The following is a 25,034-nucleotide window of genomic DNA, read 5'->3' as shown; positions in this document are numbered from 1 at the left end:
ACGCAATGCTAAAGACATTCATCGAACGTCCGGTACTATCGACCGTAATTTCAATCGTCATCGTAGTGCTGGGTATTATCGGTCTGTACATGTTGCCTGTGGAGCAATATCCCAACATTGCGCCTCCTACGGTACGTGTCAGCACCGCCTATAGCGGAGCCAATGCCGATGCTGTACTCAACAGTGTGATTGTTCCGCTCGAAGAGCAAATCAACGGGGTACAGGGCATGACCTATATGACCTCTACCGCTTCTAATGGTGGTGGGGCAAGCATCAACGTTTACTTCAAGCAGGGAACCGATCCCGATATGGCTGCCGTAAACGTGCAAAACCGTGTTTCGCAGGCAGCATCGTTATTGCCGGCCGAAGTAACCAAGAGTGGTGTTGTGGTGCAGAAGCAACAGAGTAGCAACATCATGATGATTATGATCAAATCGGACAACCCCGATTATGATGCTAAATTCCTTCAGAACTATGCCAACATCAATATCATTCCTCAGCTGAAACGTATCGACGGAGTTGGTTCTGCATCATCGTTCGGAACTCAGGAGTACTCAATGCGTGTGTGGCTGAAACCGGATGTAATGAAGTCATACAACCTTACTCCGGCCGAAGTAACAGCAGCCCTGCAAGATCAGAATATTGAAGCGGCTCCAGGTCAGTTGGGGGCTCAGGCTAACCAGTCGTTCCAGTATGCGCTTCGCTATACGGGCCGTCTGAAAAATGCCGACCAGTTCGGAAATATCATTATCCGTTCCAAAAATGCACAAACATTGAGACTGAAGGATGTTGCGCAGATAGAACTCGGTATACAGGATTATAACTTCAAAACCCTGAGCGAAAACAAACCCTCAATTTTGCTGGGTATCAGCCAGATTGCAGGTTCAAACGCGCAGGACATCATTGAGCAGGTAAAAGCCGAAATGAAAAAAGTGGGGAAAGAGCTTCCTCCGGGTGTTACCTACGACTATATGATGGATGCCAGCGAGTTCCTCAATGCTTCTATCAACAAGGTGATTCGTACGTTATTGGAAGCCTTTGTGCTGGTGTTTTTGGTCGTTTTGCTTTTCCTCGAAAATTTCAGGGCAACGCTGATTCCGGCTATTGCAGTGCCGGTAGCCATTATCGGTACCTTTTTCTTCCTTCTTATCTTCGGATTCTCCATCAACTTGCTGACGCTCTTTGCCCTTGTGCTGGCCATCGGTATTGTGGTGGACGACGCCATTGTGGTAGTGGAAGCAATACACGCCAAGCTGGATGCCGGTGAAAAAGATGCCAGAACAGCAGCAATAAAAGCAATGAGTGAAATTGCACCTGCCATCATCTCCATTACTTTGGTGATGGCCGCGGTATTTATCCCGGTAAGTTTTCTGGGTGGTACCAGTGGCGTATTCTTCAAACAGTTCGGTCTGACACTGGCCATGGCAATTATTATCTCCGCGATCAACGCGTTAACGCTGAGTCCTGCCCTGTGCGCGCTCTTCCTGAAACCTGAAGAACATACCGAGCTTGCTCAAAAGAGCCTTCCGAAGAAGTTTGCTTACTATTTCGGTATTGGTTTCGACGCCGCAACGAAGAAGTACAAAAAGGCTCTTTATTTTCTGACTCAGAAAAACCATCGATGGATCACCGGGGCCATTGTCGTTGTATTCGCTATTATTTTCTTCAGTTTGATGAAGATAATGCCTACCGGTTTTGTTCCTCAAGAGGACAGCGGAACCCTGATGGGTGGCGTTACCATGTCTCCCGGTTCTTCGTTCGAACGCACCGATAGTATCGTAAAGAGTGTGGTAAAAACTGCCGAAGGCATCTCCGATGTGAAATCGGTTACGAGTTTGACCGGTTTCAGTTTCATGGGCGGTAGCGGTAGTTCCTATGGCGGCGTTGTTGTTAAAATGAAACCATGGGAAGATAGAGAAATGACTACCAACCAGGTGGCTGCTCTGTTGAAAGAAAAAACCGCCTCCGTGACCGATGCCAAACTGATGTTCTTTGGAGCACCCACCTTGCAGGGCTTTGGTTTAAGCAACGGAGTGGCTCTCGAAATGCAGGATAAAACCGGTGGTGATATCAATAAGTTTTTTGACGTAGTAACCAACTATCTCAATCAGCTCCAGAAACGGCCGGAGATAATGATGGCAACGACAACTTTCGACCCGCGTTTCCCGCAAAAGATGCTGGAAGCAAATGTGGCAAAAATAAAAGATGCCGGATTGACCGTCGGCGAAGTGATGTCGACCTTGCAAACATATATCGGAAGTATGTATATTTCCAACTTCAACACCTTCGGTAAACAGTATCGTGTTGTGGTACAAGCAGCTCCAATGTATCGATCCAAACTCGAAGACCTGAGCGGTTTGTCTGTAAAAACGTCTAACGGAACAATGGCTCCGATCACGGAATTCCTGACAATAAAAGATGTTACAGGCCCTCAATCATTAAGCCGTTTCAACCTTTTCTCGTCTATGTCGGTAACAATTATTCCGAATTATGCCAAAGGATTTACTTCGGGTGATGCTATCAAGGCAATTCAACAAACACCGCTCCCCGAAGGATATACCTACGATTATTCGGGTATGACACGCGAAGAGGTTAATAGCAGTAATCAGACTATCATTGTGTTTATCTTGAGCCTTGTGTTCGTTTATCTGCTGCTATCGGCACTTTACGAAAGTTACATTTTGCCGTTAGCGGTAATCTTCTCGCTTCCCGTGGGTCTTGCCGGGGTATTCATCTTTATCTTCAGCGCCATGATGGGAGGAACCGGTATTGTCAACAACATTTACGTACAGATTTCGCTTATCATGTTGATAGGGCTATTATCCAAAAATGCCATTTTGATTGTTGAGTATGCCCTGCAACGTCGTCAAAAAGGGATGAGTATCACTAAAGCTGCCATCAGCGGTGCTTTGGCTCGTTTGCGCCCTATCCTGATGACTTCGTTTGCCATGATCTTCGGGTTGATGCCTCTGGCTCTTGCTACCGGTGCCGGTGCTGTGGGGAACAAATCAATCGGTATCAGTGCCGTTGGTGGGATGTTCATCGGAACAATGATCGGTATCTTTGTTATTCCGGTGCTCTTCATTCTGTTCCAGACATTGCATGAACGTCTGAGCAAGCACAAAATCGTGACTATCGACGACAGCGAGATTTAATTAACCATTCAAGCGGCAGAATCCTTTACCGGGTTCTGTCGGTAAATCATAAAACCGACATTCATCTTTATGAATCTATTCAGTAAACATAAAACGCTAATCCTTGTAATGGCAGTGCTGGCGCTGGGGGTTTCCTCGTGCCGCTCGTACAAGGATCTGGCTCAGGCGCCGGCTCCCGACAGCAAGGGGTTGGTGCGCGATACGGTTGCCAATGCAACAGATACGGCTACTATTGCCGATATTCCATGGAAAGAATATTTTGCCGATTCCAGATTACAGCAATTGATTTCCGAAGGTCTTACCAATAATCCGGATCTGAAAGTGGCCGTTTTGCGCATACAGGAGGCTGAGGCTTCTCTTATGATGGCAAACGGGTCAAAACTACCTTCCGTTTCTGCCGGATGGCAACTGTCACATACACGTACCAGTTCGGGGAAGAACGGTACCGATGTGCTGGGTTATTCCTCCACTGTAAATCAACTTGGTTTCTCGGCCTCGTGGGAAGCCGATTTGTGGGGTAAAATCAACAGCCAGACAAAAGTCAAATATGCTGCCCTGCTCAACAGTAACGAAAGCAGAAACCTGGTTCAAACCACGTTGATTGCCAATATTGCCCGTGCATATTATTCGTTGCTGGCCTACGATGAGAATCTCCGCATTACCAGAAAAACGGTGGCTACGTTGCAGAAAAGCGCCGAAACCATGCAGAGCCTTATGACGGCCGGACAACAAAACGCGGCTGCCGTGGAACAAAGCAAGGCGCTTCTTTACAGCACGCAGCTTTCTATCCCTGCTTTGGAGACTCAGATTCGTCTGCAGGAAGATGCTTTGTGTGTGCTGCTCGGTCGCAAACCCGGTCCTGTTGAACGAGCTTCTATTGCTGATGAAACCGTCGCTACCCGTTTGTCGTACGGTGTGCCTGCCGGTATGCTGGCACGTCGGCCGGATGTGAAACAGGCAGAACTTTCGCTCCGTTCGGCATATTCTGCGGTAGATGTTGCCAAAGCAAGCTTCTATCCTTCGTTTACCATCAATTCGGCATCGTTGGGTCTTGCGGGAGGCTTTACCGACTTTTTCAAACCGGCTAATATTGCCGCAAGTATTGTAGCAGGCCTTACACAGCCACTGTTCACTAAAAACCAGCTGAAAGGAAACCTGAAGATTGCCAAAGCGCAACAGGAAGAAGCGTTGCTTACTTTCCAGAAAGCGGTATTGACAGCAGGCCAGGAAGTTTCGGATATTCTTTTCGGGTTCCAGTCGTCGTTGAGCAAAAACGAAACCCGCGGAAAACAGATCGAATCGCTGGTTAAGTCGGTGGATTACACCCAGGAACTGTTGAAAGCGGGCGAAGCCAGCTATACCGAGGTATTGTCGGCACAACGCGATCTCCTCTCGGCACAACTCAACCAGGTAAATGACAAACTCGAACAACTTACCTACGGCGTAAACCTTTACAAAGCACTTGGCGGCGGAGTCCGCTAAGAAGTCTTTCCCGTAAGCAGGTAAATCACAACAAAGCCCGGTCGAATCGATTCGATCGGGCTTTGTTGTCTTATCAATTTGCTAATGCTATTTCAACTTCTTGTTCAGTTTCTATTTCATCACTAATACCCATCATCATGTTGTAATGACCTATGTTTTTTGTATGTTTAAAAATGGCTTTAAATACATTTAAATACTTTACAATCATTCCATCAGGTGTTTCAATATACAAATCATCCGAAAATGTATGTGAACCCTCGTTAACCCAGCTTAGAAGTGATCGACATATTTCTCTTTCTTCTTGAGTCTGGAATTTCCCAATTAAGTAATCGTCACGTTTGTTACCTAGAATGCTAAAGAAGTTTTCAAGAATCCTTCGCATGGTATTTTGAATTGTAATTCCAGAATTTTTTTCCCATTCCTTTATGTCACGCCAAAGTAATTCATAAGAAGATTGGATTGGATTTTGATCGTTATAATGTTGAATCTTTGAGAATTTGTAGTTTTTCCGAAGAATCCAAAATTGAGGCTTTTCACCTTTCCGATTAAGGCCTTCATAAGAAACTTCCTTATGGAAATAAACATTATGGGTCAACAAAATTACTTGTTTGATATTTCCTTTGTCACTTTTAACCTCTTTCAGAATTTCTTTTATCAAAGTACTGACTACAAAAAGGACATTGCTGTCTAAGCTAGAAATAGGGTCATCAATTACAAGAATTCTTTCTTCATTTACGTTATCTTCTGTAGAACCTCCTTTTGCATGCTGCAGAAAATACAAAAATGTGATAAAGGTAATCTCTCCTTCACTTAAAGTTGATTCCGCAATTTCTCCATTTTCTCGTTGTATTTTGTAAAAGCCGTCTTCTTCTGCCGGTACAATCTCGAAGCTATTGAATCCATAAGATTTAAGAAGTCGATTTATTTCGTTAATTGTAGGCTGTATACTTGTTACGTTTTTGCTTAGTTCTTTTATTTCAGAATTCAAATTAGAGTAATCCTTCAACTTATTTTTCAATTGGGCTTCAATAGAATTATGTCCTGCCTCAAGGCCTTTTTTTGTTGTACTGAATTTTTCAATCTCTCCTTTAAATTCATCAATTAAATACTTCCAAATAGCATTTATCAAATCATTACGTTGGTTGGAATAATCCAAAACAATATCATTATGTTGCTTTATTTCATTGTTTGCAGTTGAAATAAGTTCGAATATTTGAGTCAGTAATTCTTTTTGACTTATTAGTTCAACGCTTCTACTAGGTTCTTTGAGCTTGTTATTTAGATATTCATTATTAGTCGTATTTTGGCTAATTAAAGTTTTGAGTAATGAAGCGAATTTATCGAGATTCAATTTGGAATTCTTTAATTCTTTCTGAGTTAGCTCAGTGCTATTCAATTCATTTATAACAGTCTGGATTAAACTACTGTATTCTTGTTTTAATATCTTTAGCGATTCAATATCCATTAAATAAGTTTCATCAAAAAAACTTTCTAATTGATTTTTGAATTTGTCGGTAATAGTATGTTGCTGACAGAATGGACAAATGTTACTTTCTTGTACATAAGTTCGTCCTTGATTTACCCAGTCACTTATGTTAAGTCTTTGAATAAGTTTCGCTATATCGACATCAGCTTTGCCAACGATAATTCTTTTCCAGATAGAGTCTTTTTCAATCTCAATAATTCTATCAAAATTGATTTGGCTAATGAAATTTAAGTTTTGTGGTGTCTCTACGAAAATAGTTGAAGCTTTTTCTTTCAACTCATCAATTGTTTTTAGTTTTCCTTTGTTATTCGTAAATTCCAGTAATAGTCTAGTTTTGAAAAGGTCGCCAGACTTCATTGAGCCAACAAAAGCATCTTTGAATATGCTTTGATATTTCTTGTAAATTTTTGTCCATGCAAACTCCTTAAAATCAGTTTCTAAAAAACTTAGCTTTTCTTCTTGTTGAGTCAGCGAAATCCGGATTCTCTCGCCTTCAATTTTAAACTGTTTTAGTTGTTCATTTTTTTCTGTAATTATTCTTTTCTGTTCTTTTGTAGCTTCTCCAAGCGTAAAAACACCTTCTAATTTCCCTTTGTCGAAATTTCTAACTCTAAATTCTTTATTGTAAACTAACGTTTTTAATTCTGTTCCATTTTTCCACGTTGCAAAACAATTTTGAAATTTAGGATCGGTTGGATTTAGTAAAAAATTTGAAATAGTAGTTTTACCACAACCATTAGATCCATATATAAAGTTGACTCTCTTTAAGTTGTCAATCTGAATGCCTGTTGAATCAAAAGAAGCAACGTTTTTTAAACTTATTGACTCAATCATAGTTCTTTATTGATTTTGAATTTATAAATGAATTCCTAATAGTCCAAACTACACTTCGTTAAGTAGAACGAGGATCTGCTTTCTTCCACCAAAAGGGATAACACTCCTCATTTTCAGTCTATCATAAACCTCTCTGCAAACATACCACAAATAATTAACATATTAAAAGAATATATTCTTTAAATCGGGAAACTGATGTGAGAAGGTGCAAATCTCAACTCTGAAAAACGGCTTGAAAAGCCATATTTTCATAACCGCAGGTCTGTGACCTGTGAGTGAATGTCGCCCTCAAGTAATGCGACCTGAAAGGTCGGACAGGGCTCAAAGTGATGCCTCTTAGGTAAAATTCCGGATAACCATTTACAACAAAAAAGCCCGGTCGAATTGCTTCGATCGGGCTTATGGTATTCTGCAAGCAGGATTACTCAAACACATTCTCCCATGGGTTGTCGCTGCGGAAAGGAGCAGCTGGGAGGCCTTCTTTGTTGATGAAGTTGGATTGGGCTGCTTCGTTCCATCCAAACCGTACTTTGACGGGATGTTTTACCGAGGGAGAGGCAACAACCACTTTATTGTTTCTGATTACCGCATCGGCAGGGTAAAACTTGCCGTCGGCACCGGCAATAGAGAACCAGGTGAGCGGCTTCCCATCGCGGCTGGCCAGTCCGCTGCCGGTATTGGTAAAGCCCACTTCAATCTTGTCGCGTACTATCTTTATGCCGTTGTATATCGGCCCGTTGCACACAATATCTTTCATGCCGTAGGTTTTGTTCAGCGCCAGCAAGGCCAGTCGGCGACCCACTTCCCATTTGTAGCCCGGATGCAGGTCGGCCACGCTGTCCACCAGGTCGGTGATAACAGCCATACCCGTGTTCGGCAGTTTGAGAGCCAGTGCCTGCGATTCCCAGAATTCGGGCAGGTTTTCGGTGGTATGCGGACGTACATCTTTGGCAGCTGAATAAGCGTAAGGCGCTATCTGCACAAAATAGAAGGGCAGGGAAGCATCCTTCCAGTCAGCGCGCCAACTGTTGACCAGTGTTTTGAACTTATAGGCATAGCGGATGGTTTCGTTGAGGAAGCAAGCCGATTCGCCCTGATACCAGAAGACGCCGCTAAGGGTGAAAGGAATCACCGGGCGGATCATCGTTTCGTAAAATTTTCCGGCATCGCCGCCGTCATTCGTCAGTGGTTTTAAGGTGGTACCGTCTTTCAGTTTTGGAGAAACTTCCAGCTGTTTCTTCTCAATCCACGGTTCGATGCGGCTTCCGGGCACGGCGGATGAAATCATCCCGACAGGCACGTGGAGTTTGGCATACAACTCTTTGGCACAGAAATAACCTGCTGCCGAAAAGTCGCGTAACGGAGTGCCGGCAGCCACGTCCCATCCCTGATGGGTAGAGTCGGGTGCCATGTATTTACGCCGCACCAGAAAGATGCGGATATTGGGATTATTTGCTGTCTGAAGATCGTCCGTTGCCGGGTGGGATCCTCTCACTTTGTCGAACAGTTTGCTGTTTTTACGCATGGCATATTCCATGTTCGACTGACCTGAGCAGAGCCACACTTCGCCCACCAGAATGTTGTGCAGACGAATGGTATCCGATGCTGCAATTACCATATCGCGGGGCTGTTCGGAAGCCTCCATTGGGCTGAGTTTTACCTCCCATTTGCCATCGGCGGCGGCCACGGTTTGCTTTTGCTGACCGGCAAACGACACGGTCACCGTTTCTCCTTTGGCGGCAGACCCCCAGATAGCTACATCTTTATGGCGTTGCAACACCATGTTATGCCCGATCACTTTCGGCAACACAATTTTTGCCTCGAGCCGGCTTCCCGACAGGAATATTGCCAGCACGGAAACAGACAGAATAAACGTTTTTCTCATCATCTGATAATTTATTTGCAAATGTACCAATACATTACCTTAATCTGCCTCCTGTTTGCATAATACAATAGATTTTGAGACCAATTAAAGAACACCGATATATTTCTTATAAAATCTATGTAATCCAATCTGAAACATTGCTTGTTTATTATACTCCAATTGCTTATCTTTGCCCCAAGCTAACCACCTAAATCTATTACTTTGGGGACTGATAATGACATACTTTATCGTCTGACAAAAGGGGATCCCGATGCTTTTGAAGCCATCTTTTGGAAGTACAATGCCAGGGTGTACAATTTTATTATGTCGACTCTTTACGACAAAACTCTGGCTCAGGATCTGACCCAGAATGTCTTTCTGTCGATATGGGAACACCGCGCAACCATAGACACTTCTAAAAGCTTTTCTGCATATGTCTACACCATCGCACAAAATCTGGTGTATCGTCAAACCGAAAAGATGCTTCTTGCCAGCCGGTACGAAGAATATGTGCAAAAATTTCAATCCGTGACCGAAATATCGGCAGAGGAAACACTCGATTATCAGTTTCTTGAAAAACTGATTGCCGAATTGATTGAGCAATTGCCGCCATCACGCAGGGAAATCTTTTTGCTAAGCCGCCGTCAGGGATTATCCAACAAAGAAATAGCCCAAAAACTCTCTATTTCCGAAAAAACAGTAGAGACCCAGATCACCCGTTCCATCCATTTTCTGAAAAAACACCTCAAGCCTCATGTGGCGCTTGCAGGTATTCTGTTTTTCCTTCAGTAACTTGTCCGTTCACCGGGAAGTAATTCTTAATTTCTTAACAAAACATAAAATATACAGGTGGCTGTAGGGGATTCCTTTCCTCTGCGTATATAAATTATAACTATGACCGAAAACGACTACAATAAGCTCCTGGAGAAGTTCCTCAGGAAAGAAGCAACTTCCGAAGAAACCCGCCGGCTGACGGAGTGGTTTTGCCAACCCGACACCAAAGAGAAACTTTCCGGTTTCTATGCCGAAAAGTGGGAAGAAGCTGCGGCTTCGATGGATGCTGCTCTTCAGAATAGCATGCTGGAGAATATCCGGAGTGAAATGAGTCCCGGCCGTCACCGGTGGTCTTTGCCTTTCGGCAAGCTGATGAAGTATGCCGCGGCCGCAGTCATCCCTGTTATGCTGGGAGTAGGAGCCTATTTGCTGATTGCGAATTTAGCTCACGACAATAATAAGGAAATGATTGTGAGCGTGGAAAATGGACAGAAGGCAAACCTGCAATTGCCGGATGGAACAAAGGTGTGGCTTAACTCCGGTAGTTCCATTCGTTACGATAAGAGTTACAATCAGCACGACCGGATTATTGCTCTTGAGGGAGAAGCCTATTTTGAAGTGGCAAAAGATAAAAAACGCCCGTTTATAGTGAAGGCCAATGCAGTCTCCGTTCGTGCGGTCGGTACCGCATTTGATGTTAAGGCTTATACCAACGATGATGCAATTACGACAACCCTGATTGAAGGGAAAGTGAATGTATTTGACAAAACAACAACCTCGCAATTGTTGCCCAATCAGAAGATTACTTTCAACAAAAGCAATCATACCTTTGATAAGGTGCAGGTATACGATGCCGCAATTGCCGGATTGTGGAAAAACAATCAGCTGGCATTCGATTCGGAAACGCTGGAAGATATTGCCAAAGTGCTGGAGCGCATGTATAACATTCAGGTAGTCTTTGATTCGGAACAGATTAAACAGATACGCTTTAGTGGTAAGATAAAAAATAACAGCCTCGAAAGCGTCTTGCAGCTCATCTCTTTAACGTCTCCGATTCATTACAACGTGAAGGATTCTGTCGTTACTTTGAAACAAAACACAAAAAAGAGGCTCAACTATAGCCGTGATTAAGTGACTCGTTAACCTATCAAATCTGAATATAATATGAAACAACCATCCTCCTGAAATCACCCCTCAAAAAAAAACGGAACAATGCCGTTAACACTGTTCCGTCGTAATCATTCGTACACTCATGTTTTTCATTTATTGATGTCTTTATCAGGCATCAACAGCCATTGGTGTATCGTTTTGATTCTGCAAATGTACGATAATTTCTTTTGTCAAAGAAAAACTCTCTATCATTCTTTCCGGAATGATTCTATGTACCATAAAATTTAATCGTATAAAAACTCAACAGATGAATCGTATAAAAAAACATCTTTACCGGCTACTGTTATGCACTCTCTTTGTGTCGTTTGCAGCAGTGAGTTTCGCACAAATTACTTTTAGTGCAAAAAATCAAAAAATCAGACAGGTAATCCACCTGATTGAAAAAAACAGCAACTATAGTTTTTTCTACAACAATGACTTGCCAGGATTGGACAAAACCATAACGATCAATGCTAAAAATCAGGATGTTGAATCCATTCTAAAACAAATTTTTCAGGGCACAGGTATTAGTTATAAGATAGATTCGAACAAACAAATTGTACTTACAACAGGTGGTGATAATCACGAAACTAATGGTTCGCCGGGAGCGGTATCTTCAAAGTCTCAGAGAATTATAGGGACAATTGTAGATGCTAATACAGGAGATCCTCTTATAGGGGTAAATATAGTGATAGCAGGTACGCGTAATGGAGTAATTACTGATATTGACGGTCGTTTCTCGATGGAAGTTCCTTTTGGAGGAGTTCTCGACTGCTCGTATGTTGGTTATATTCCCAAAAAGGTGAATATCGGTAAGCAGTCTCAGTTGAAAATTACTCTTGATCCCGATGTAAAGAAGCTTGAAGAAGTAGTGGTTGTTGGGTATGGAACTCAAAAGAAGGTGAATCTAACAGGGTCGGTAGCATCAATTACAGCAACAGAAATTGCAAACAAACCGGTTTCAAACACTTCGCAAGCGTTGGCTGGATTAGTACCAGGTTTAAGCGTCGTGCAATCTTCAGGAAGACCGGGAGCAAGTGCATCGGTAAATCTTCGAGGAACAGGAACTTTTTCGAGTGCAGGAACTGCTCCATTAGTATTAATCGATGGTACATCAGGTAATATTGACGATGTTGATCCGAATGATATACAGAGTATTTCATTCCTTAAAGATGCAGCATCTGCTTCCATATATGGTAACCGCGCTGCAAACGGAGTAATTTTAATTGAAACTAAAAAAGGGGCCGAAGGGAAAACAGTTATTTCTTATAACAATTCTTTCGGATGGCAAAAGCCGACTGAACTTCCGGATTTTCTATCTTCTTGGCAATATGCGTCTTATTATAATGAAGCTATGGCAAATATGGGAAAATCAGCTGCTTATACAGATGCTCAGATTCAAAAATTTAAAGATGGATCGGATCCTGATAATTATCCGAACGTCAATCATCTGAAATGGCTTCTGAATAGCGGTTCGGGTTTTCAGCAGAAGCATAATTTGGGTGTACAAGGCGGCAATTCGTCTTTGTCATATAATTGCTCGGCAAATTATATGCATCAGGCAGGGATGACAGAAAAAACTTCTAATGATAGATATAATATCTTATGGAATATGAATGCCAATATTCTGAAAGGTCTTACTCTGAAAGTTAACCTGGATGCCTATACAACCACTTACAATTCTCCGAACGGTCAACCGTCTAGTATTGAAGGTATAATCGGATATGCAGTCCGTGAAGGTCCTATTTATAGCGGAAAAAAGGCAGATGGAACTTTTGGTTATCAGGACAATTATAGTCCAGAAGCATGGCTATCAAGCGAATCGTTCACAAAAAACATAAGCACCAATATAATAGGCAATACACAATTGGTTTGGCAAACTCCTGTCGATGGATTAACAATTACAGGCAAAGCTGGTATTAATTATAATAATAACTACAACAAATCTTTTATTGCGCAAACCTATTTTGATGCAAGTAAAACGGTTGGCCCTGCATCTCTGTCAGTGACCTCTGACAATGCAACTTATAGGTCATTTGAAGGATTAGTTAATTATAAGAAACAATTTCATGCTCATTCTATCAACTTATTGGCAGGGGCTTCGAGTGAGACATACACATACAAAAACCTGTATGGTTATAGGAACACCTTTCCCAACAATTATCTTTATGAATTGAATGCAGGGTCTGGTGCTTCCGCCTCAAATTCTGGTTATCTTAGCGAATGGGGGTTGATGTCTTTTTTTGGACGGGCAAATTATTCGCTTATGGACAAATATTTGTTTGAGGCAAATGTGCGCTATGATGGATCTTCCCGATTTGCTCCCAGCCATCGTTGGGGTGTGTTTCCTTCATTTTCTGCCGGATGGAGAATTTCCGAAGAAAAATTCTGGGAAAAAGCATCTTTGTCGGACATAGTGAATAATCTTAAGTTGCGAGCTTCATGGGGTGTGCTTGGTAATCAGAATATCGGAACCTATCCCTATCAACAGACATACTCCTTGGGCGAGAATGCTGTACTGGGTAGTACGGCTGCGCTTACATCCGGCACCAGAATCACCACTTACAATAACCCTGATATTACCTGGGAAACGACTTCGGTCGCAGATGCCGGGCTCGATTTTAGTCTGTTCAAAGGAAAAATCACAGCCAACGTAGATTATTTTTATAAGTATACCTACAACATTTTATCTTCGGTTCAGTACACCAGCATTATGGGACGCAGTGTCGGACAATCCAACGTAGGAGCCGTGTCTAATAAGGGTTTTGAAGTGAACCTAACATATAATGGAAATATCGGAAAGGATTTCAAATACAGTATCAACCCCAACTTTACGTATGTAAAAAATGCTGTTGAAAAATTGGCTGATGGAGCCAAGCAGGATCTCAACAATGGCCTGATTGTAGGTCAGCCTATCGGCATTATTTACGGATACAAAACCAATGGATTATTTGTCAATCAATCGGAAATAGATGCAGCTCCTACACAATTAGTTTCGAAAAGCAGTTTGAAACCCGGATATATCGAATACAAAGATTTGAATGGCGATAATTCAGTGGATGCCAATAACGATCGAACAGTTATCGGGTGTCGTACCCCTAAATATTATTATGGAGTGACTTTGAATGCCTCTTTTAAAGGATTTGATTTGTCTGCACTGTTTCAGGGATTGGGAGGATATCAGAGACTAATAGGCTCTTATATGGCTTATGCTTATTATAACGGGGGGCAAATCCAACAATGGCAGGTAGATAACAGATGGACTACCGCTAATCCTAATAAATGGGCCAAATACCCAAGACTGGAAACTTTAAATATGAATAATCCGAATCTTCAGACATCCGACTATTGGATAAGAAACGCAAGTTTCCTGAGAATAAAAAATATTCAAATAGGATACACCATTCCCCAAACAATTCTGCATAAGATTGGATTGCAATATTGTCGGATTTATGTTAGTGGAGAAAATCTCTACAATTTCAACTCTTTTTATAAAGGGTGGGATCCTGAAAACCAAATTGGGACAGGAGATGCGCCATCATACTATCCTATCAACAGTGTCTTTTCATTTGGTTGCAATATAAAAATATGATTATTAAATTATTTATTGCAATTAATATGAATGAGAGAGATATTGTTATTCTTAATCTTTAATAAATTTTTGTAACGATGAAAAACAATAATATAACATCAATCTTGATGGCAGCGGTATCTGTATTAATAGCTTTTTTGGCTGTTAGCTGTTCGGATGTTCTGGATAAACAACCCACAACCTCTATTTCCGATGCAACATTCTGGAAGAGTGAGAGTGATGCTTCATTGGCATTGGTTGGATGCTATGAATTTCCGCATGGATGGAATCATGCTGATTTTGCACATCCGCAAGGTCTTATGTACCTCGATTTGGCTGGCGGCAACGGTGTAGAAAAAGAAAATTTCACTACACTTGGCATGGCCAGTAGCAATACCGTTGCAACCAGCGATTTGGTTTATGGTTACTGGAGCAATGCCTATGCTCAAATTGCAGCGTATAATACTTTTCTGGACAATATCGGCAAGTGTCCTATGGATGATTCGAAAAAGGCGATCTGGACTGCTGAAGTGAAATGTTTGCGCGCATATTATCTTTTTAATCTTGCATTCTATTGGGGGAATGTTCCAATGCCTTTAACTACGCAAACCGTTTCACAAGCCAATAGTATAAGTCAAACACCTCAGGCAACTGTTTATTCTCAGGTCGAGACAGATTTGAAATCGGCATTGTCTGTATTGCCAGATAAACGTACATCGTCCGAGTATGGTCGTGTCACGACTGGCTTTGTCCGGGTTCTTTTAAGTCGTTTGTATCTTGCTCAGCAAAAATGGACCGATGCCGCCACAGTTTTGAAAGCAATTGTCGATTCCAATATCTATAAATTGGATCGTACGTTGGGATATGAGAAACTCTTTCAGATTGGAGGTGAAACGAGTTCTGAAATGATATTTGTGATTCAATATCTGAAAGATCAATTTACAACTTCCCGTTATATTTATCTTTTCCCCGAGTGTAATGGAGGATGGCATCAATTTGCGCCTTACAATGAATTGGTAAAAGATTATTTTTGCACCGATGGAAAACCTATTTCGACTTCGTCTGTCTATAGTGAAAATGATCCTTATGCAAACCGTGATCCAAGGCTTTATTCATCTATATTTTTACCTCCGTTAGGGAGTTATGCCGGAACGAAGTTCAATAACGTCACGTATAATTGCTATAAGGGAGCAGGAACCAGCGATTATTATAGTAAGTTCCCTCTTTTTAATGGTTATTGTCCAAAGAAAGGATGTGATGCTTCTGCTACCGATTTGTATAGTACATACACATATACCCCATTAATGCGCTATGCAGAGGTGTTGTTGAGTTATATTGAAGCCGTTAACGAATCGGGATATAGTAATGTTACACAGGCACTGTTGGATCAGACCATTAATGATGTTAGGAGCCGGGTAAATTTACCTGCAATTACTTTGGCCGATGTTTCTTCTCAGACGACATTGAGAGCCGCTATCCGTCAGGAACGCAGAGTCGAACTTGCCTTCGAAGGATTGCGATATTATGATGTGCTTCGTTGGGGAACTGCTGCTACGGAACTGAACCATACGTTTACAGGCGTAAAACTGTCGGACGATCCAACCGCCGCAAACTATAGAGGTTCAGGTTCGACAGCGTCTCCGGTAGATGCGAATAAGTACTATCAGTTTGAAACGAGAACATGGGATTCTCATAATCGTTATTTTCCTATACCCCAGCATGACCTGAACATTAACCCGAATCTGGTTCAAAATTCAGGATATAAATAATGTTTTCGACATAAAGTATTCTCCTTTTGTCGGATTCGGGAAAGGGAGAATACACTTTCTGATAATTGATAGGTATGTTTATTTAAGTGCAAAAAAGATTGATTTTTGAAAAAATTATTTACGGATGAAAAAAGTGAAATTCATGTTCTTCTCTTTGGCCGTTTTTGCCAATCTGGTCGTTTCTCATGCTCAGCAGACGGGCAAAGAGCCTATGGCCAATGGAAAATTTCAACCGACTTGGAAGTCGTTGCAAAAATATGAGGTGCCGGAATGGTTTCGCAATGCCAAATTCGGAATTTGGGCTCATTGGGGGCCGCAGTGTCAACCGGAGGAGGGTGATTGGTATGCCCGTTTTATGTATAATGAGGGAAGCCGCGAGTACAATTCGCATCTAAAAAAGTATGGCCATCCTTCCGAATTCGGGTTTAAGGATATATGCAATGCATGGAAAGCAGAGAGATGGGACCCGGCGAAATTAGTAGCTCTTTATAAGAGTGCCGGAGCTCGTTATTTTTTTGCAATGGGTAATCACCATGACAATTTTGATATGTGGGACAGCAAGTATCAACCGTGGAACTCCGTTAATATTGGACCGAAGAAGGATATTATAGATGGATGGGCAAAAGCAGCACGTAAAAACGGACTTTATTTTGGAGTAAGCATTCATGCTGCCCATGCCTGGACATTTTATGAAACTGCTCAAAGAGCAGATAAGCAAGGCACTAAAGCTGGAATCCCTTATGATGGTAAGCTGACAAAAGCAGATGGAAAAGGGAAATGGTGGGAAGGATACGACCCTCAGGATCTTTATGCCCAAAATCATTCATTGAGTAAGGGGAGTGATAAAACAGGAACTATTCATAGCCAGTGGGAATGGGGCAATGGTGCATCTGTCCCGACCGATGCGTATTGCGAAAAATTTTATAATCGTACGGTGGATCTCATCAACCATTACAATCCCGATTTACTCTATTTTGATGACACCGCTTTACCATTATGGCCAATCAGCGATGCCGGGCTGCGCATTGCTGCCCATTATTATAACCATAGTATGCAGCTAAATAGAGGGAAACTTGAAAGTGTGATTTTCGGAAAAATTTTAACCGAAGATCAAAAGAAGTGTATGGTATGGGATGTTGAACGAGGTGCTCCGGATAAAATTCAGGAAAAGCCTTGGCAAACATGTACATGTATTGGAGAATGGCATTACAGGCGTTCAGTTTATGAAAGCAACGGTTATAAGTCGGCTAAGACGGTAATACAGATGCTTGCGGATATTGTCAGTAAAAACGGGAATCTATTGCTGAATATTCCTGTGCGTGGCGATGGTTCTATTGATGAGAAAGAGGAAGCAATAGTTAAGCAGATAGGAGCCTGGATGCATACGAATAGCGAAGCCATTTACGATACACGTCCATGGAAGGTTTTTGGAGAAGGCCCTTCCGTAGAGAATGCCAATCCTATCAATGCTCAGGGATTTAATGAGGGAAAAGTTGCATTTACATCCGAAGATATCCGATTCACAACAAAAAACGGAATTCTATATGCAATTGTTTTAGATTATCCCAAGGATGGGCAAGTAATTATTAAATCACTTGCCCAAAATAGTCCTTTATATCCTCAAAAAGTGGAACAAGTCGAATTGTTAGACTTCGGTAAAGTCAAATTTAGTTCTGAAGCTCTCGGTTTAGTTGTAACGCTACCGGCTTTGGAAGGTGGCAGTTCTGCTATTGCCCTAAAAATAAGATGATAGATTGTTTTTGCCCTAAAAATTTTAGTGTAAGCGTTTTTCCTTGCCTATTCTTGTAGAGAAGTTGAGGAAGAACGTTTTTTGTGCTACAAGATAGATGTATAGTTTTTAATTTCCGATAATACTTTGAAATATGAGTTTCTTCAAGCCTGTCCTCATTCTTTTTATATCCATACTGTTTGTGAACGCTATACAATCGCAAACTTCCAAAGTGCGAAATCTACAGACTATAAAGGTCACAGAATCCCAACAGAACCATTATGATGCTTATCTATTTGTCTATTTCACCGGTAACAATCGTAACGAAGAGCAAATTCGTTTTGCACTTAGTCCTGACGGATATCATTACACAGCGCTAAATCATAATAATCCAATCCTTGACGCAAAGAAAATAAGTCTGACGGGTGGGGTTCGAGACCCTCATATCTTGCGGGGTATTGACGGAAAAACTTTTTATATGGTTGCCACAGATATGGTTGCGGACAGTGGATGGAATTCTAACAGAGGCATTGTTTTGCTTAAGTCAACCGATCTGATTCATTGGTCTTCAAAAGCCATTCACATTCCAACCGTTTTCCCCAAAGACTTCGGGAATGTTCTGCGTGTATGGGCTCCTCAAACTGTTTATAATCCGAAGGCACGGAAGTATATGTTGTATTTCTCTATGCTTACAAGTTCTCCTAATGAATACGATAAGATATATTATTGCTATGTGAATGAGGATTTCACAAAGATAACGACAGTCCCGAAACAACTTTTTTATAACCCTGAGAAAAAAGCATGTATTGATGCCGATATATTATACGCGAAAGGCAAATATCATATGTTTTATAAAACGGAGGGGGATGACAAAGGAATTCATCAGGCGGTCTCAAATGAATTGACATGCAATTGGGTGCCGTATGTCGGAGCTTTGCAGCAAACTAAAGAACATGTAGAAGGACCTGGTGTGTTTAAATTGAATAACTCTGATGCATGGATCTTGATGTATGATGTATATACTAAAGGATATTATCAATTTACCAGAAGTACTAATCTTCTGAAGTTTGATGTGGTTGATCAGAATGTAAAGATGGATTTTCATCCCCGTCATGGAACTGTCATGCCAATTACTATGCAGGAATATAATAGTCTGAAAACATACTGGGAAAAGCATGTCTCTGCAGAATCCGACCGATAAATATGTTGTAAAACATTGAGAGTGGATTTTGTTTATAAGCTTATAAGTGTTATTTTTACACCTATTATTTTAGCCATACAAATTTCTATCATGATCAGAAAAACAACCATTCTATTGTTGGCCTTTTTGGCATTGTTTTCGGCGGCTGCTCAAAACAAAATGACCGTTCAGGTTAACAAGCCGATTGCCGACATTCAGCCCACCATGTGGGGCATTTTCTTTGAAGATATCAACCTTGCTGCTGATGGCGGCATCTATGCTGAGCTGGTGAAAAATCGTTCTTTTGAGTTTACCAAACCATTGATGGGTTGGAAAGTGCAACAGAAAAACTTTGTTGAGGGGGCTGTGCAGGTGGTGAATCGTCCCGAAAAAGAGGATACCAACCCGCGTTATCTTCAGGTGTTGCTGCAAAAAGCAAGCGGACACGACCTCGGACTGACCAACGAAGGCTTCCGTGGAATGGGAGTTAAAAAAGATATCACCTATACCTTTTCGGTGCTTTATCGTCAGTCATCTCCGACCGGGAAACTGAATATCGAGTTGGTGAACGCTCAAAATGAAGTTTTAGGCAGCACTTCTCTTACACCGGAAGTAGCCGATAATCAATGGCACAAACAATCGGTTTCTTTTAAATCGAATGCCACCGATCCGAAAGCCAAACTGAACATTTGGTTCGAAGGCGACGGTAAGATCGATCTGGATATGATCTCTCTCTTTCCGTCCGATACCTGGAAGAACCGTCCCGGAGGCTTGCGTGCCGATTTGGTACAACTGCTTGCCGACCTGAAACCGGGCTTTATCCGTTTCCCGGGAGGATGTATCGTCGAAGGTTTCGATTTGGCTCAGCGCTATCAGTGGAAAAAGACGGTTGGTGCGGTCGAAGATCGGCATTTGATTATCAATCGCTGGAACACCGAATTTTCCAGCCGTTCCACTCCCGACTATTTCCAGAGCTTTGGACTTGGATTCTTCGAATATTTCCAACTGGCCGAAGATATTGGCGCCGAACCGTTACCGATTCTCAATTGCGGCATGGCTTGCCAGTTCAACTCTGCAGAGCTGGTTCCGGCCGGACAAATAGATCCGTATGTGCAGGATGCCCTCGACCTGATTGAATTTGCGAATGGCTCTACAGACAGCAAATGGGGAAAACTGCGTGCCGAAATGGGACATCCCGCTCCGTTCAACCTCAAGATGATGGGCGTGGGTAACGAGAACTGGGGTCCGCAATATGTCGAACGACTCAAAATATTCACCAAAGCGATCAAAGATAAATATCCCGATTTCAAACTAGTGAATAGTTCGGGTACCGATCCCAGCGGCGATCGTTTTGACTATCTGAACGGTGAATTGCGGAAAATGAATGCCGACCTGATTGATGAGCACTATTACCGTTCGCCCGAATGGTTCTTCTCCAATGCCCGTCGTTACGACAACTATCCGCGTACCGCGAGCAAGGTTTTTGCCGGTGAATATGCCTCGCATTGCGACAATTCGTTTGTCGGTGCAGCACGCAACAACTGGAAGGCTGCTCTTTCGGAAGCTGCATTTATGACAGGTCTGGAACGTAATGCAGCCGTGGTGAGCATGGCTTCGTACGCTCCGTTGTTTGCGCATCTCGAAGGGTGGCAATGGGCTCCCGACCTGATCTGGTACGACAATCTTCATTCGTACGGAACTCCGAGTTACTACGTGCAAAAACTCTATTCCAACAATAAGGGGAACAAAGTGGTTCCAATAACCTTAGGCAAGGATGTGGTAGCCGGGCAGGACAGCATTTATGCCTCTGCTGTTATCGATACCAAGACCAAAGAACTGATCGTGAAAATTGTTAATGCCTCGGGCAATAAAACGACGAAGGAAATTCAACTGGAAGGAGCGCCTAAACTTGCAAAAGCAGGTACACTTACCGTAATGCAGAGCTGCGATATGAAACAGGTCAACTCGATTGAAAATCCTGCCGCGCTGGCACCCAAAACGCAACCGTTCGCACCGAAAGGCAAAATGATTAAAGCAGAATTGGCTCCCTATTCGTTTGCTGTTTACCGGATTGGCTTATAAATATTTGAATGAGATAAGATTGAGCTTTAGTTAACACTTGAGGAGGCTGACAGAAAGTGATTTTTGTCAGCCTCAATTTTTAGTTGACAATCAATTTTCTGGCAATAACCGGTTCGTCTGTGGTAATAAAATCGGCACCCAAGTCGATCAACTTCCGGATAACAAGGGAATCGTTTACCGTCCAGGCGTTCACCGTGAGTCCCAGCGAATGAGCTTCGGCAATCCATTCGGGATGTTTGATCAGTACCGAATGATGATAATCCAGTCCGGATAAACCGATTTTTTTAAGTTCGGCAGGAGCAAGCGCACCATCTTTACCGGCAAGATAAGCAATGGGAGCTCCCGCCTTTTCTTGTAATAACGTTTTGCAGGCATTCATACTGAACGAAATATATTCTACCGCTTTGGACATCTTCATCTTTTTGACCAGATTGACCACTGCCCGGACCGTCCGTTGTTCGAGTAACGTATCTTTCTTGTTTTTGATTTCAATAATCAACTTCGTCTTTTTATCTTTCCGTGTCTGATTGAGGTACTCTTCAAGTGTCGGCAGCGCTTCTCCGTTCGACAGCTTTACCGTTTTCAAAACCGCGAGGGGAGTTGAGCTGATGTCATGCCCCTGGATGGTGTCGTCATGATTGATGATGACTGCTCCATCGGCAGTGAGGTGCACATCGGTCTCCGAGCCGTAGATGCCCAGCTTTTGTGCATTCGAGAGCGAAGAGATAGAATTTTTTGTCGATCCTTCGGTTTTCCAATACCCTCTGTGCGCAATCACATTTGTTTTCCCGAATCCGTCAGTTGCGAAAAAAAGTACCACTCCGACAAGGCATACTTTTGCTATCGTATTTTTGTTCATGCGTTTAAAATATTTTGATGAGGTGCAAAATTACAGTTATCTGCCGATAATTCCTTGCGGATTTGTTGTTTGTCATAATTATTTAATTTCTCGGATAATTCTTTTAAATTTGCCTTTACGAACGGTTCGCCGATCGAGTTCCTCTATTTATTAACAGTAACTGATAATTCGCATTCATGAAGAAGATTTTTGTTGTATTGCTACTGGCAATGTCCGGCATCACTGCATGGGCTCAAAAGTATGATTTTGTAGTGGCTAAGGATGGTAGTGGTAATTTTACGACCATACAAGCAGCAATAGATGCCAGCAAGGCATTTCCTGATGCACCGATCACCATTTTTATCAAGAACGGAGTATATAACGAAAAAGTAAAAGTGGCGGCGTGTAATCCTCACTTACGCCTGATAGGGGAGAGTGCCGAAAAAACGATTCTCACCTACGGCGATCATTTCGATAAAATCAATCGTGGACGCAATAGCACGTTCTATACTTACACCCTGCTGGTGGAAGCCGATGATTTCCGGGCCGAAAACATGACCATCGAAAATTCAGCCGGACCTATTGGGCAAGCCGTGGCATTACACGTGGAAGGTGATCGTTGCGCGTTTGTCAACTGCCGTTTGCTGGGCAATCAGGATACGGTTTATCTGGCCGGACAAACCAGTCGCGACTATTTTGCCAATTGCTATATCGAAGGCACCACCGACTTTATTTTCGGAGCAGCCACTGCCTATTTTGAAAAATGCACGCTCCATAGCAAAACCAACTCGTATGTGACAGCCGCCAGTACAAACCAGGGCAAGCAATATGGCTTTGTGTTCAATGAGTGTAAGCTGACTGCCGCCGAAGGGGTCAATAAAGCCTATTTGGGGCGTCCCTGGCGCGATTATGCCTGTGTGGTGTACATTCATTGCTCTATTGGCAAACACATCGCTCCTGCCGGCTGGGAAAACTGGAGCAAGACCTCGCGTGACAAAACAGCCTACTACGCTGAATTTGAAAATAACGGTGAAGGAGCCACTACCTCTCAACGGGTAGCCTGGAGCCATCAGTTGACAAAAAAAGAGGCTGCAAATTATACCAAAGAAAAAGTGCTTTCTGCGGCATTGCCGTCACCGGAACCCGCGGTTAGTGCGTGGGCAAAATAAATAAGAAAAGATGAGAAAAATAAATTTGAGTGGAAAACCGGCCGTTGCTTCGGTTTTTATTTTGTTGGCAATCGGGTTGTCCGGTTGTCTGAGTTTGGTGCCGGGCTATCATGTTTACGATGAATTTACTAACACGCATCGATATACGCTGACGGAGTCAGAAAGTAATTCTGAATATGGAAGTGATATTGGAGAGGCTGATATTAAATGTAGCCGTCTTGTAACAGCCAACAGTGAATCCGTCGCGTTTTATTTCTCAATAGAGAGAGAAACTAATAGTTTTGGCCTCGAACCGAAGGGCTTTATGAAGGCCAATGGTAAACAGTTTGAAATTCAATTGTCCGATATTTTTGATGAAGAACGGAGTAGAGAGAGAACCACCATTACTAAAGACTCTACAGCGACTGGCAAGCAGCGGAAAACCATATCGACCACGCATCAAAATTGGATAGTGACAAACTTTGTGGTTCCCGTTACGCCAGAGATGTTGGCCGCCATTCGCTCGGGGAGAGATATGATGTTTCGTTTCTATTTTGGGCCGGATATGGCTACCTATAAGCTATCGAAAATTACAACGCTGATGTACCGGTTGCTTGATCAGGATCCACGGAAGAAATAAACGGAGACAAGCGACATCCTTGTCGATTGAAAAACAAAAAGGTTGTTCCTGCAATTATCGGAACAACCTTTTTGCGTTTAAACGAACCAATCTGAAGTCCGTTTATTGTACCGGGTTAATATGGTTTGCTTTTAAGATTTCATTGAAGCGTTCTAGCTTATTCTGCTTTTTCATCTCGTTGTAAATTGAGCTGATTATCTTTTCCGCATCGGTTCTGTAAGGCGAACTGTGCGCAACATAAAGATTATAGGCTTTACACATATTATCCAGTCCTTTTTCGATATCGTTGACATAGAACGTGTACGTTTCGCCCAGGCCGTAATACACTTCCGGATTATTCTGATCAATTTCGGATAGTCGCATATATGCATCAATAGCATTCTTGTACTCTTTTTTGTATCTGTAAGCAACTGCAATATTCTGAAGAGGCATCAGGCCTTTCGGATCAATTGCCAGTGATCTTTTGTAAGCAGCAATGGCATTGTCAAAATCATTTATTTTGCGGTAACAGATACCCAGGTTATCCCAGGCAAATGCAAATGTCGAGTCAGCAATCACAGCTTGCTGAAATAGCGTGATGGCACCATTGTAGTGTTCTGCATTGTACTCTTTCAATCCTTTCGAATACCATTCGAGAGCATCCTGATTCTTGGAAACTGATTTCTCGTTTTCAATGTCATTGGCTGATACACAATTTTTAATCGCTTTACAACTGTCCATCAGATAGCGTTCAAGCTGATAATAGTATTTTTTGTACTCATCAGAGCTCTTGTTGGTATTGATGGAGATATTTACAGAAGCTTTTTTTTCTTTGCCGTTATTTGTCTCTTTCCCAAGATCAATTGCTCTTAATTTGGAACTAAGCTGTAGCGCAACTACCCTGGCATCGATACACTTGGCTATTTCTGACGCAATCTGTTCCTTCGTTTTATTTCTCGTGTTGATTGAATCAATGCAGTTGCAGGCGTCGTTTGAAAGTTCTTTTAGCAGCTGATTAGCTTTGTTTTCTTGTGCAGATGCAATTATACAGCTAAAAATGAGCAAAAAGAGGAGGCGTGTTTTCATTGGTTTCTTTTGATTATTAGGTATGTGTACTTGCAGAGTTGAGGGAATCAACCATACAAATTTGCCTATTATTTCCGAAATATTAAAATAATGTTTGTATTAAAATTTTGTAGATACTATCATGGGAGCTTGAAAAACAAAAAGGGTGTCCCAATTGGAACAACCTTTCCGTACTAAATATATCTGGTCCTGAAATAGCGTTAAACAAAAAGCAGATCTTTGTCCTTATGTCTAAAACAGCTGTGGGGTCTATAAATCTGCTTTTTTT

General features: G+C 42.2%; 15 protein-coding genes. 11 read left to right on the top strand and 4 right to left on the bottom strand.

Features of this window, described 5'->3' with window-relative positions; genetic code table 11:
• The first annotated feature begins 5 nt into the window (after positions 1-5).
• The gene (locus PJIAN_RS02990; RefSeq protein ID WP_068701866.1) at positions 6-3,155 is read left to right on the top strand and encodes an efflux RND transporter permease subunit; all 3,150 of its coding nucleotides are present in this window, start codon (positions 6-8) and stop codon (positions 3,153-3,155) included.
• Between the two features lie 69 nt (positions 3,156-3,224).
• The gene (locus PJIAN_RS02985) at positions 3,225-4,637 is read left to right on the top strand and encodes an efflux transporter outer membrane subunit (RefSeq protein ID WP_068701864.1); all 1,413 of its coding nucleotides are present in this window, start codon (positions 3,225-3,227) and stop codon (positions 4,635-4,637) included.
• A gap of 73 nt (positions 4,638-4,710) precedes the next feature.
• On the opposite strand, the gene PJIAN_RS02980 is transcribed toward PJIAN_RS02985, so the two are convergent.
• Both PJIAN_RS02980 and PJIAN_RS02975 read right to left on the bottom strand, forming a co-directional pair.
• Positions 4,711-6,957 carry an AAA family ATPase gene (locus PJIAN_RS02980; protein ID WP_068701862.1) on the bottom strand — a complete coding sequence of 749 codons (2,247 nt, stop codon included), beginning with the start codon at positions 6,955-6,957 and terminating at the stop codon, positions 4,711-4,713.
• Between the two features lie 421 nt (positions 6,958-7,378).
• On the bottom strand, positions 7,379-8,845 hold the full coding sequence (locus PJIAN_RS02975; protein ID WP_068701860.1) for a sialate O-acetylesterase: 1,467 nt from the start codon (positions 8,843-8,845) through the stop codon (positions 7,379-7,381).
• Positions 8,846-9,043: 198 nt separating this feature from the next.
• Here PJIAN_RS02975 and PJIAN_RS02970 point away from each other — a divergent pair, with 198 nt between their 5' ends.
• The 7 genes from PJIAN_RS02970 (at position 9,044) to PJIAN_RS02940 (ending at position 21,075) form a co-directional block, all read left to right on the top strand.
• Positions 9,044-9,613 (top strand): RNA polymerase sigma factor, encoded by a 570-nt coding sequence (locus PJIAN_RS02970; RefSeq protein WP_068701858.1) that lies wholly within the window; start codon positions 9,044-9,046, stop codon positions 9,611-9,613.
• A 102-nt stretch (positions 9,614-9,715) separates the two neighbouring features.
• Complete coding sequence (locus PJIAN_RS02965; protein ID WP_068701856.1) at positions 9,716-10,726, top strand: FecR family protein; 1,011 nt, start codon at positions 9,716-9,718, stop codon at positions 10,724-10,726.
• A gap of 286 nt (positions 10,727-11,012) precedes the next feature.
• Positions 11,013-14,336 carry a TonB-dependent receptor gene (locus PJIAN_RS02960; RefSeq protein WP_084252276.1) on the top strand — a complete coding sequence of 1,108 codons (3,324 nt, stop codon included), beginning with the start codon at positions 11,013-11,015 and terminating at the stop codon, positions 14,334-14,336.
• Between the two features lie 77 nt (positions 14,337-14,413).
• Entirely contained in the window at positions 14,414-16,084 is a 1,671-nt protein-coding gene (locus PJIAN_RS02955; protein ID WP_068701852.1) for a RagB/SusD family nutrient uptake outer membrane protein, read from the top strand.
• Positions 16,085-16,295: 211 nt separating this feature from the next.
• Entirely contained in the window at positions 16,296-17,834 is a 1,539-nt protein-coding gene (locus PJIAN_RS02950) for an alpha-L-fucosidase (RefSeq protein ID WP_236714371.1), read from the top strand.
• A gap of 181 nt (positions 17,835-18,015) precedes the next feature.
• Positions 18,016-19,014, top strand: a complete 999-nt coding sequence (locus PJIAN_RS02945; protein WP_236714362.1) for a glycoside hydrolase family 43 protein — start codon at positions 18,016-18,018, stop codon at positions 19,012-19,014.
• A gap of 90 nt (positions 19,015-19,104) precedes the next feature.
• Positions 19,105-21,075 carry an alpha-L-arabinofuranosidase family protein gene (locus PJIAN_RS02940; RefSeq protein WP_068701846.1) on the top strand — a complete coding sequence of 657 codons (1,971 nt, stop codon included), beginning with the start codon at positions 19,105-19,107 and terminating at the stop codon, positions 21,073-21,075.
• 79 nt (positions 21,076-21,154) lie between these two features.
• Here PJIAN_RS02940 and PJIAN_RS02935 read toward each other — a convergent pair whose 3' ends face one another.
• Positions 21,155-21,934, bottom strand: a complete 780-nt coding sequence (locus PJIAN_RS02935; RefSeq protein WP_084252231.1) for a glycerophosphodiester phosphodiesterase — start codon at positions 21,932-21,934, stop codon at positions 21,155-21,157.
• 176 nt (positions 21,935-22,110) lie between these two features.
• On the opposite strand from PJIAN_RS02935, the gene PJIAN_RS02930 reads away from it, so the two are divergent.
• Positions 22,111-23,082 carry a pectinesterase family protein gene (locus PJIAN_RS02930; RefSeq protein ID WP_068701844.1) on the top strand — a complete coding sequence of 324 codons (972 nt, stop codon included), beginning with the start codon at positions 22,111-22,113 and terminating at the stop codon, positions 23,080-23,082.
• 10 nt (positions 23,083-23,092) lie between these two features.
• Complete coding sequence (locus PJIAN_RS02925; RefSeq protein ID WP_153802463.1) at positions 23,093-23,701, top strand: hypothetical protein; 609 nt, start codon at positions 23,093-23,095, stop codon at positions 23,699-23,701.
• 102 nt (positions 23,702-23,803) lie between these two features.
• Here the strand turns inward: PJIAN_RS02925 and PJIAN_RS02920 are convergent, their stop codons facing one another.
• Positions 23,804-24,766 carry a tetratricopeptide repeat protein gene (locus PJIAN_RS02920; protein ID WP_068701840.1) on the bottom strand — a complete coding sequence of 321 codons (963 nt, stop codon included), beginning with the start codon at positions 24,764-24,766 and terminating at the stop codon, positions 23,804-23,806.
• Positions 24,767-25,034: the final 268 nt, after the last annotated feature.

It is taken from the genome of Paludibacter jiangxiensis (assembly GCF_001618385.1).
Taxonomy (GTDB): domain Bacteria; phylum Bacteroidota; class Bacteroidia; order Bacteroidales; family Paludibacteraceae; genus Microbacter; species Microbacter jiangxiensis.
The sequence above is the reverse complement of the archived record's forward strand: the minus strand, read 5'-3'. Positions and strand labels throughout refer to the sequence as shown.

Excerpts from the sequence above, each read along its gene's own strand:
- PJIAN_RS02950 (WP_236714371.1), top strand. The coding sequence starts at position 16,296 with ATGGCCAATGGAAAATTTCAACCGACTTGGAAGTCGTTGCAAAAATAT.
- PJIAN_RS02920 (WP_068701840.1), bottom strand. The coding sequence starts at position 24,766 with ATGAAAACACGCCTCCTCTTTTTGCTCATTTTTAGCTGTATAATTGCA.
- PJIAN_RS02930 (WP_068701844.1), top strand. The coding sequence starts at position 22,111 with ATGAAGAAGATTTTTGTTGTATTGCTACTGGCAATGTCCGGCATCACT.
- PJIAN_RS02965 (WP_068701856.1), top strand. The coding sequence starts at position 9,716 with ATGACCGAAAACGACTACAATAAGCTCCTGGAGAAGTTCCTCAGGAAA.
- PJIAN_RS02925 (WP_153802463.1), top strand. The coding sequence starts at position 23,093 with ATGAGAAAAATAAATTTGAGTGGAAAACCGGCCGTTGCTTCGGTTTTT.
- PJIAN_RS02955 (WP_068701852.1), top strand. The coding sequence starts at position 14,414 with ATGAAAAACAATAATATAACATCAATCTTGATGGCAGCGGTATCTGTA.
- PJIAN_RS02940 (WP_068701846.1), top strand. The coding sequence starts at position 19,105 with ATGATCAGAAAAACAACCATTCTATTGTTGGCCTTTTTGGCATTGTTT.
- PJIAN_RS02960 (WP_084252276.1), top strand. The coding sequence starts at position 11,013 with ATGAATCGTATAAAAAAACATCTTTACCGGCTACTGTTATGCACTCTC.
- PJIAN_RS02935 (WP_084252231.1), bottom strand. The coding sequence starts at position 21,934 with ATGAACAAAAATACGATAGCAAAAGTATGCCTTGTCGGAGTGGTACTT.
- PJIAN_RS02980 (WP_068701862.1), bottom strand. The coding sequence starts at position 6,957 with ATGATTGAGTCAATAAGTTTAAAAAACGTTGCTTCTTTTGATTCAACA.
- PJIAN_RS02990 (WP_068701866.1), top strand. The coding sequence starts at position 6 with ATGCTAAAGACATTCATCGAACGTCCGGTACTATCGACCGTAATTTCA.
- PJIAN_RS02985 (WP_068701864.1), top strand. The coding sequence starts at position 3,225 with ATGAATCTATTCAGTAAACATAAAACGCTAATCCTTGTAATGGCAGTG.
- PJIAN_RS02975 (WP_068701860.1), bottom strand. The coding sequence starts at position 8,845 with ATGATGAGAAAAACGTTTATTCTGTCTGTTTCCGTGCTGGCAATATTC.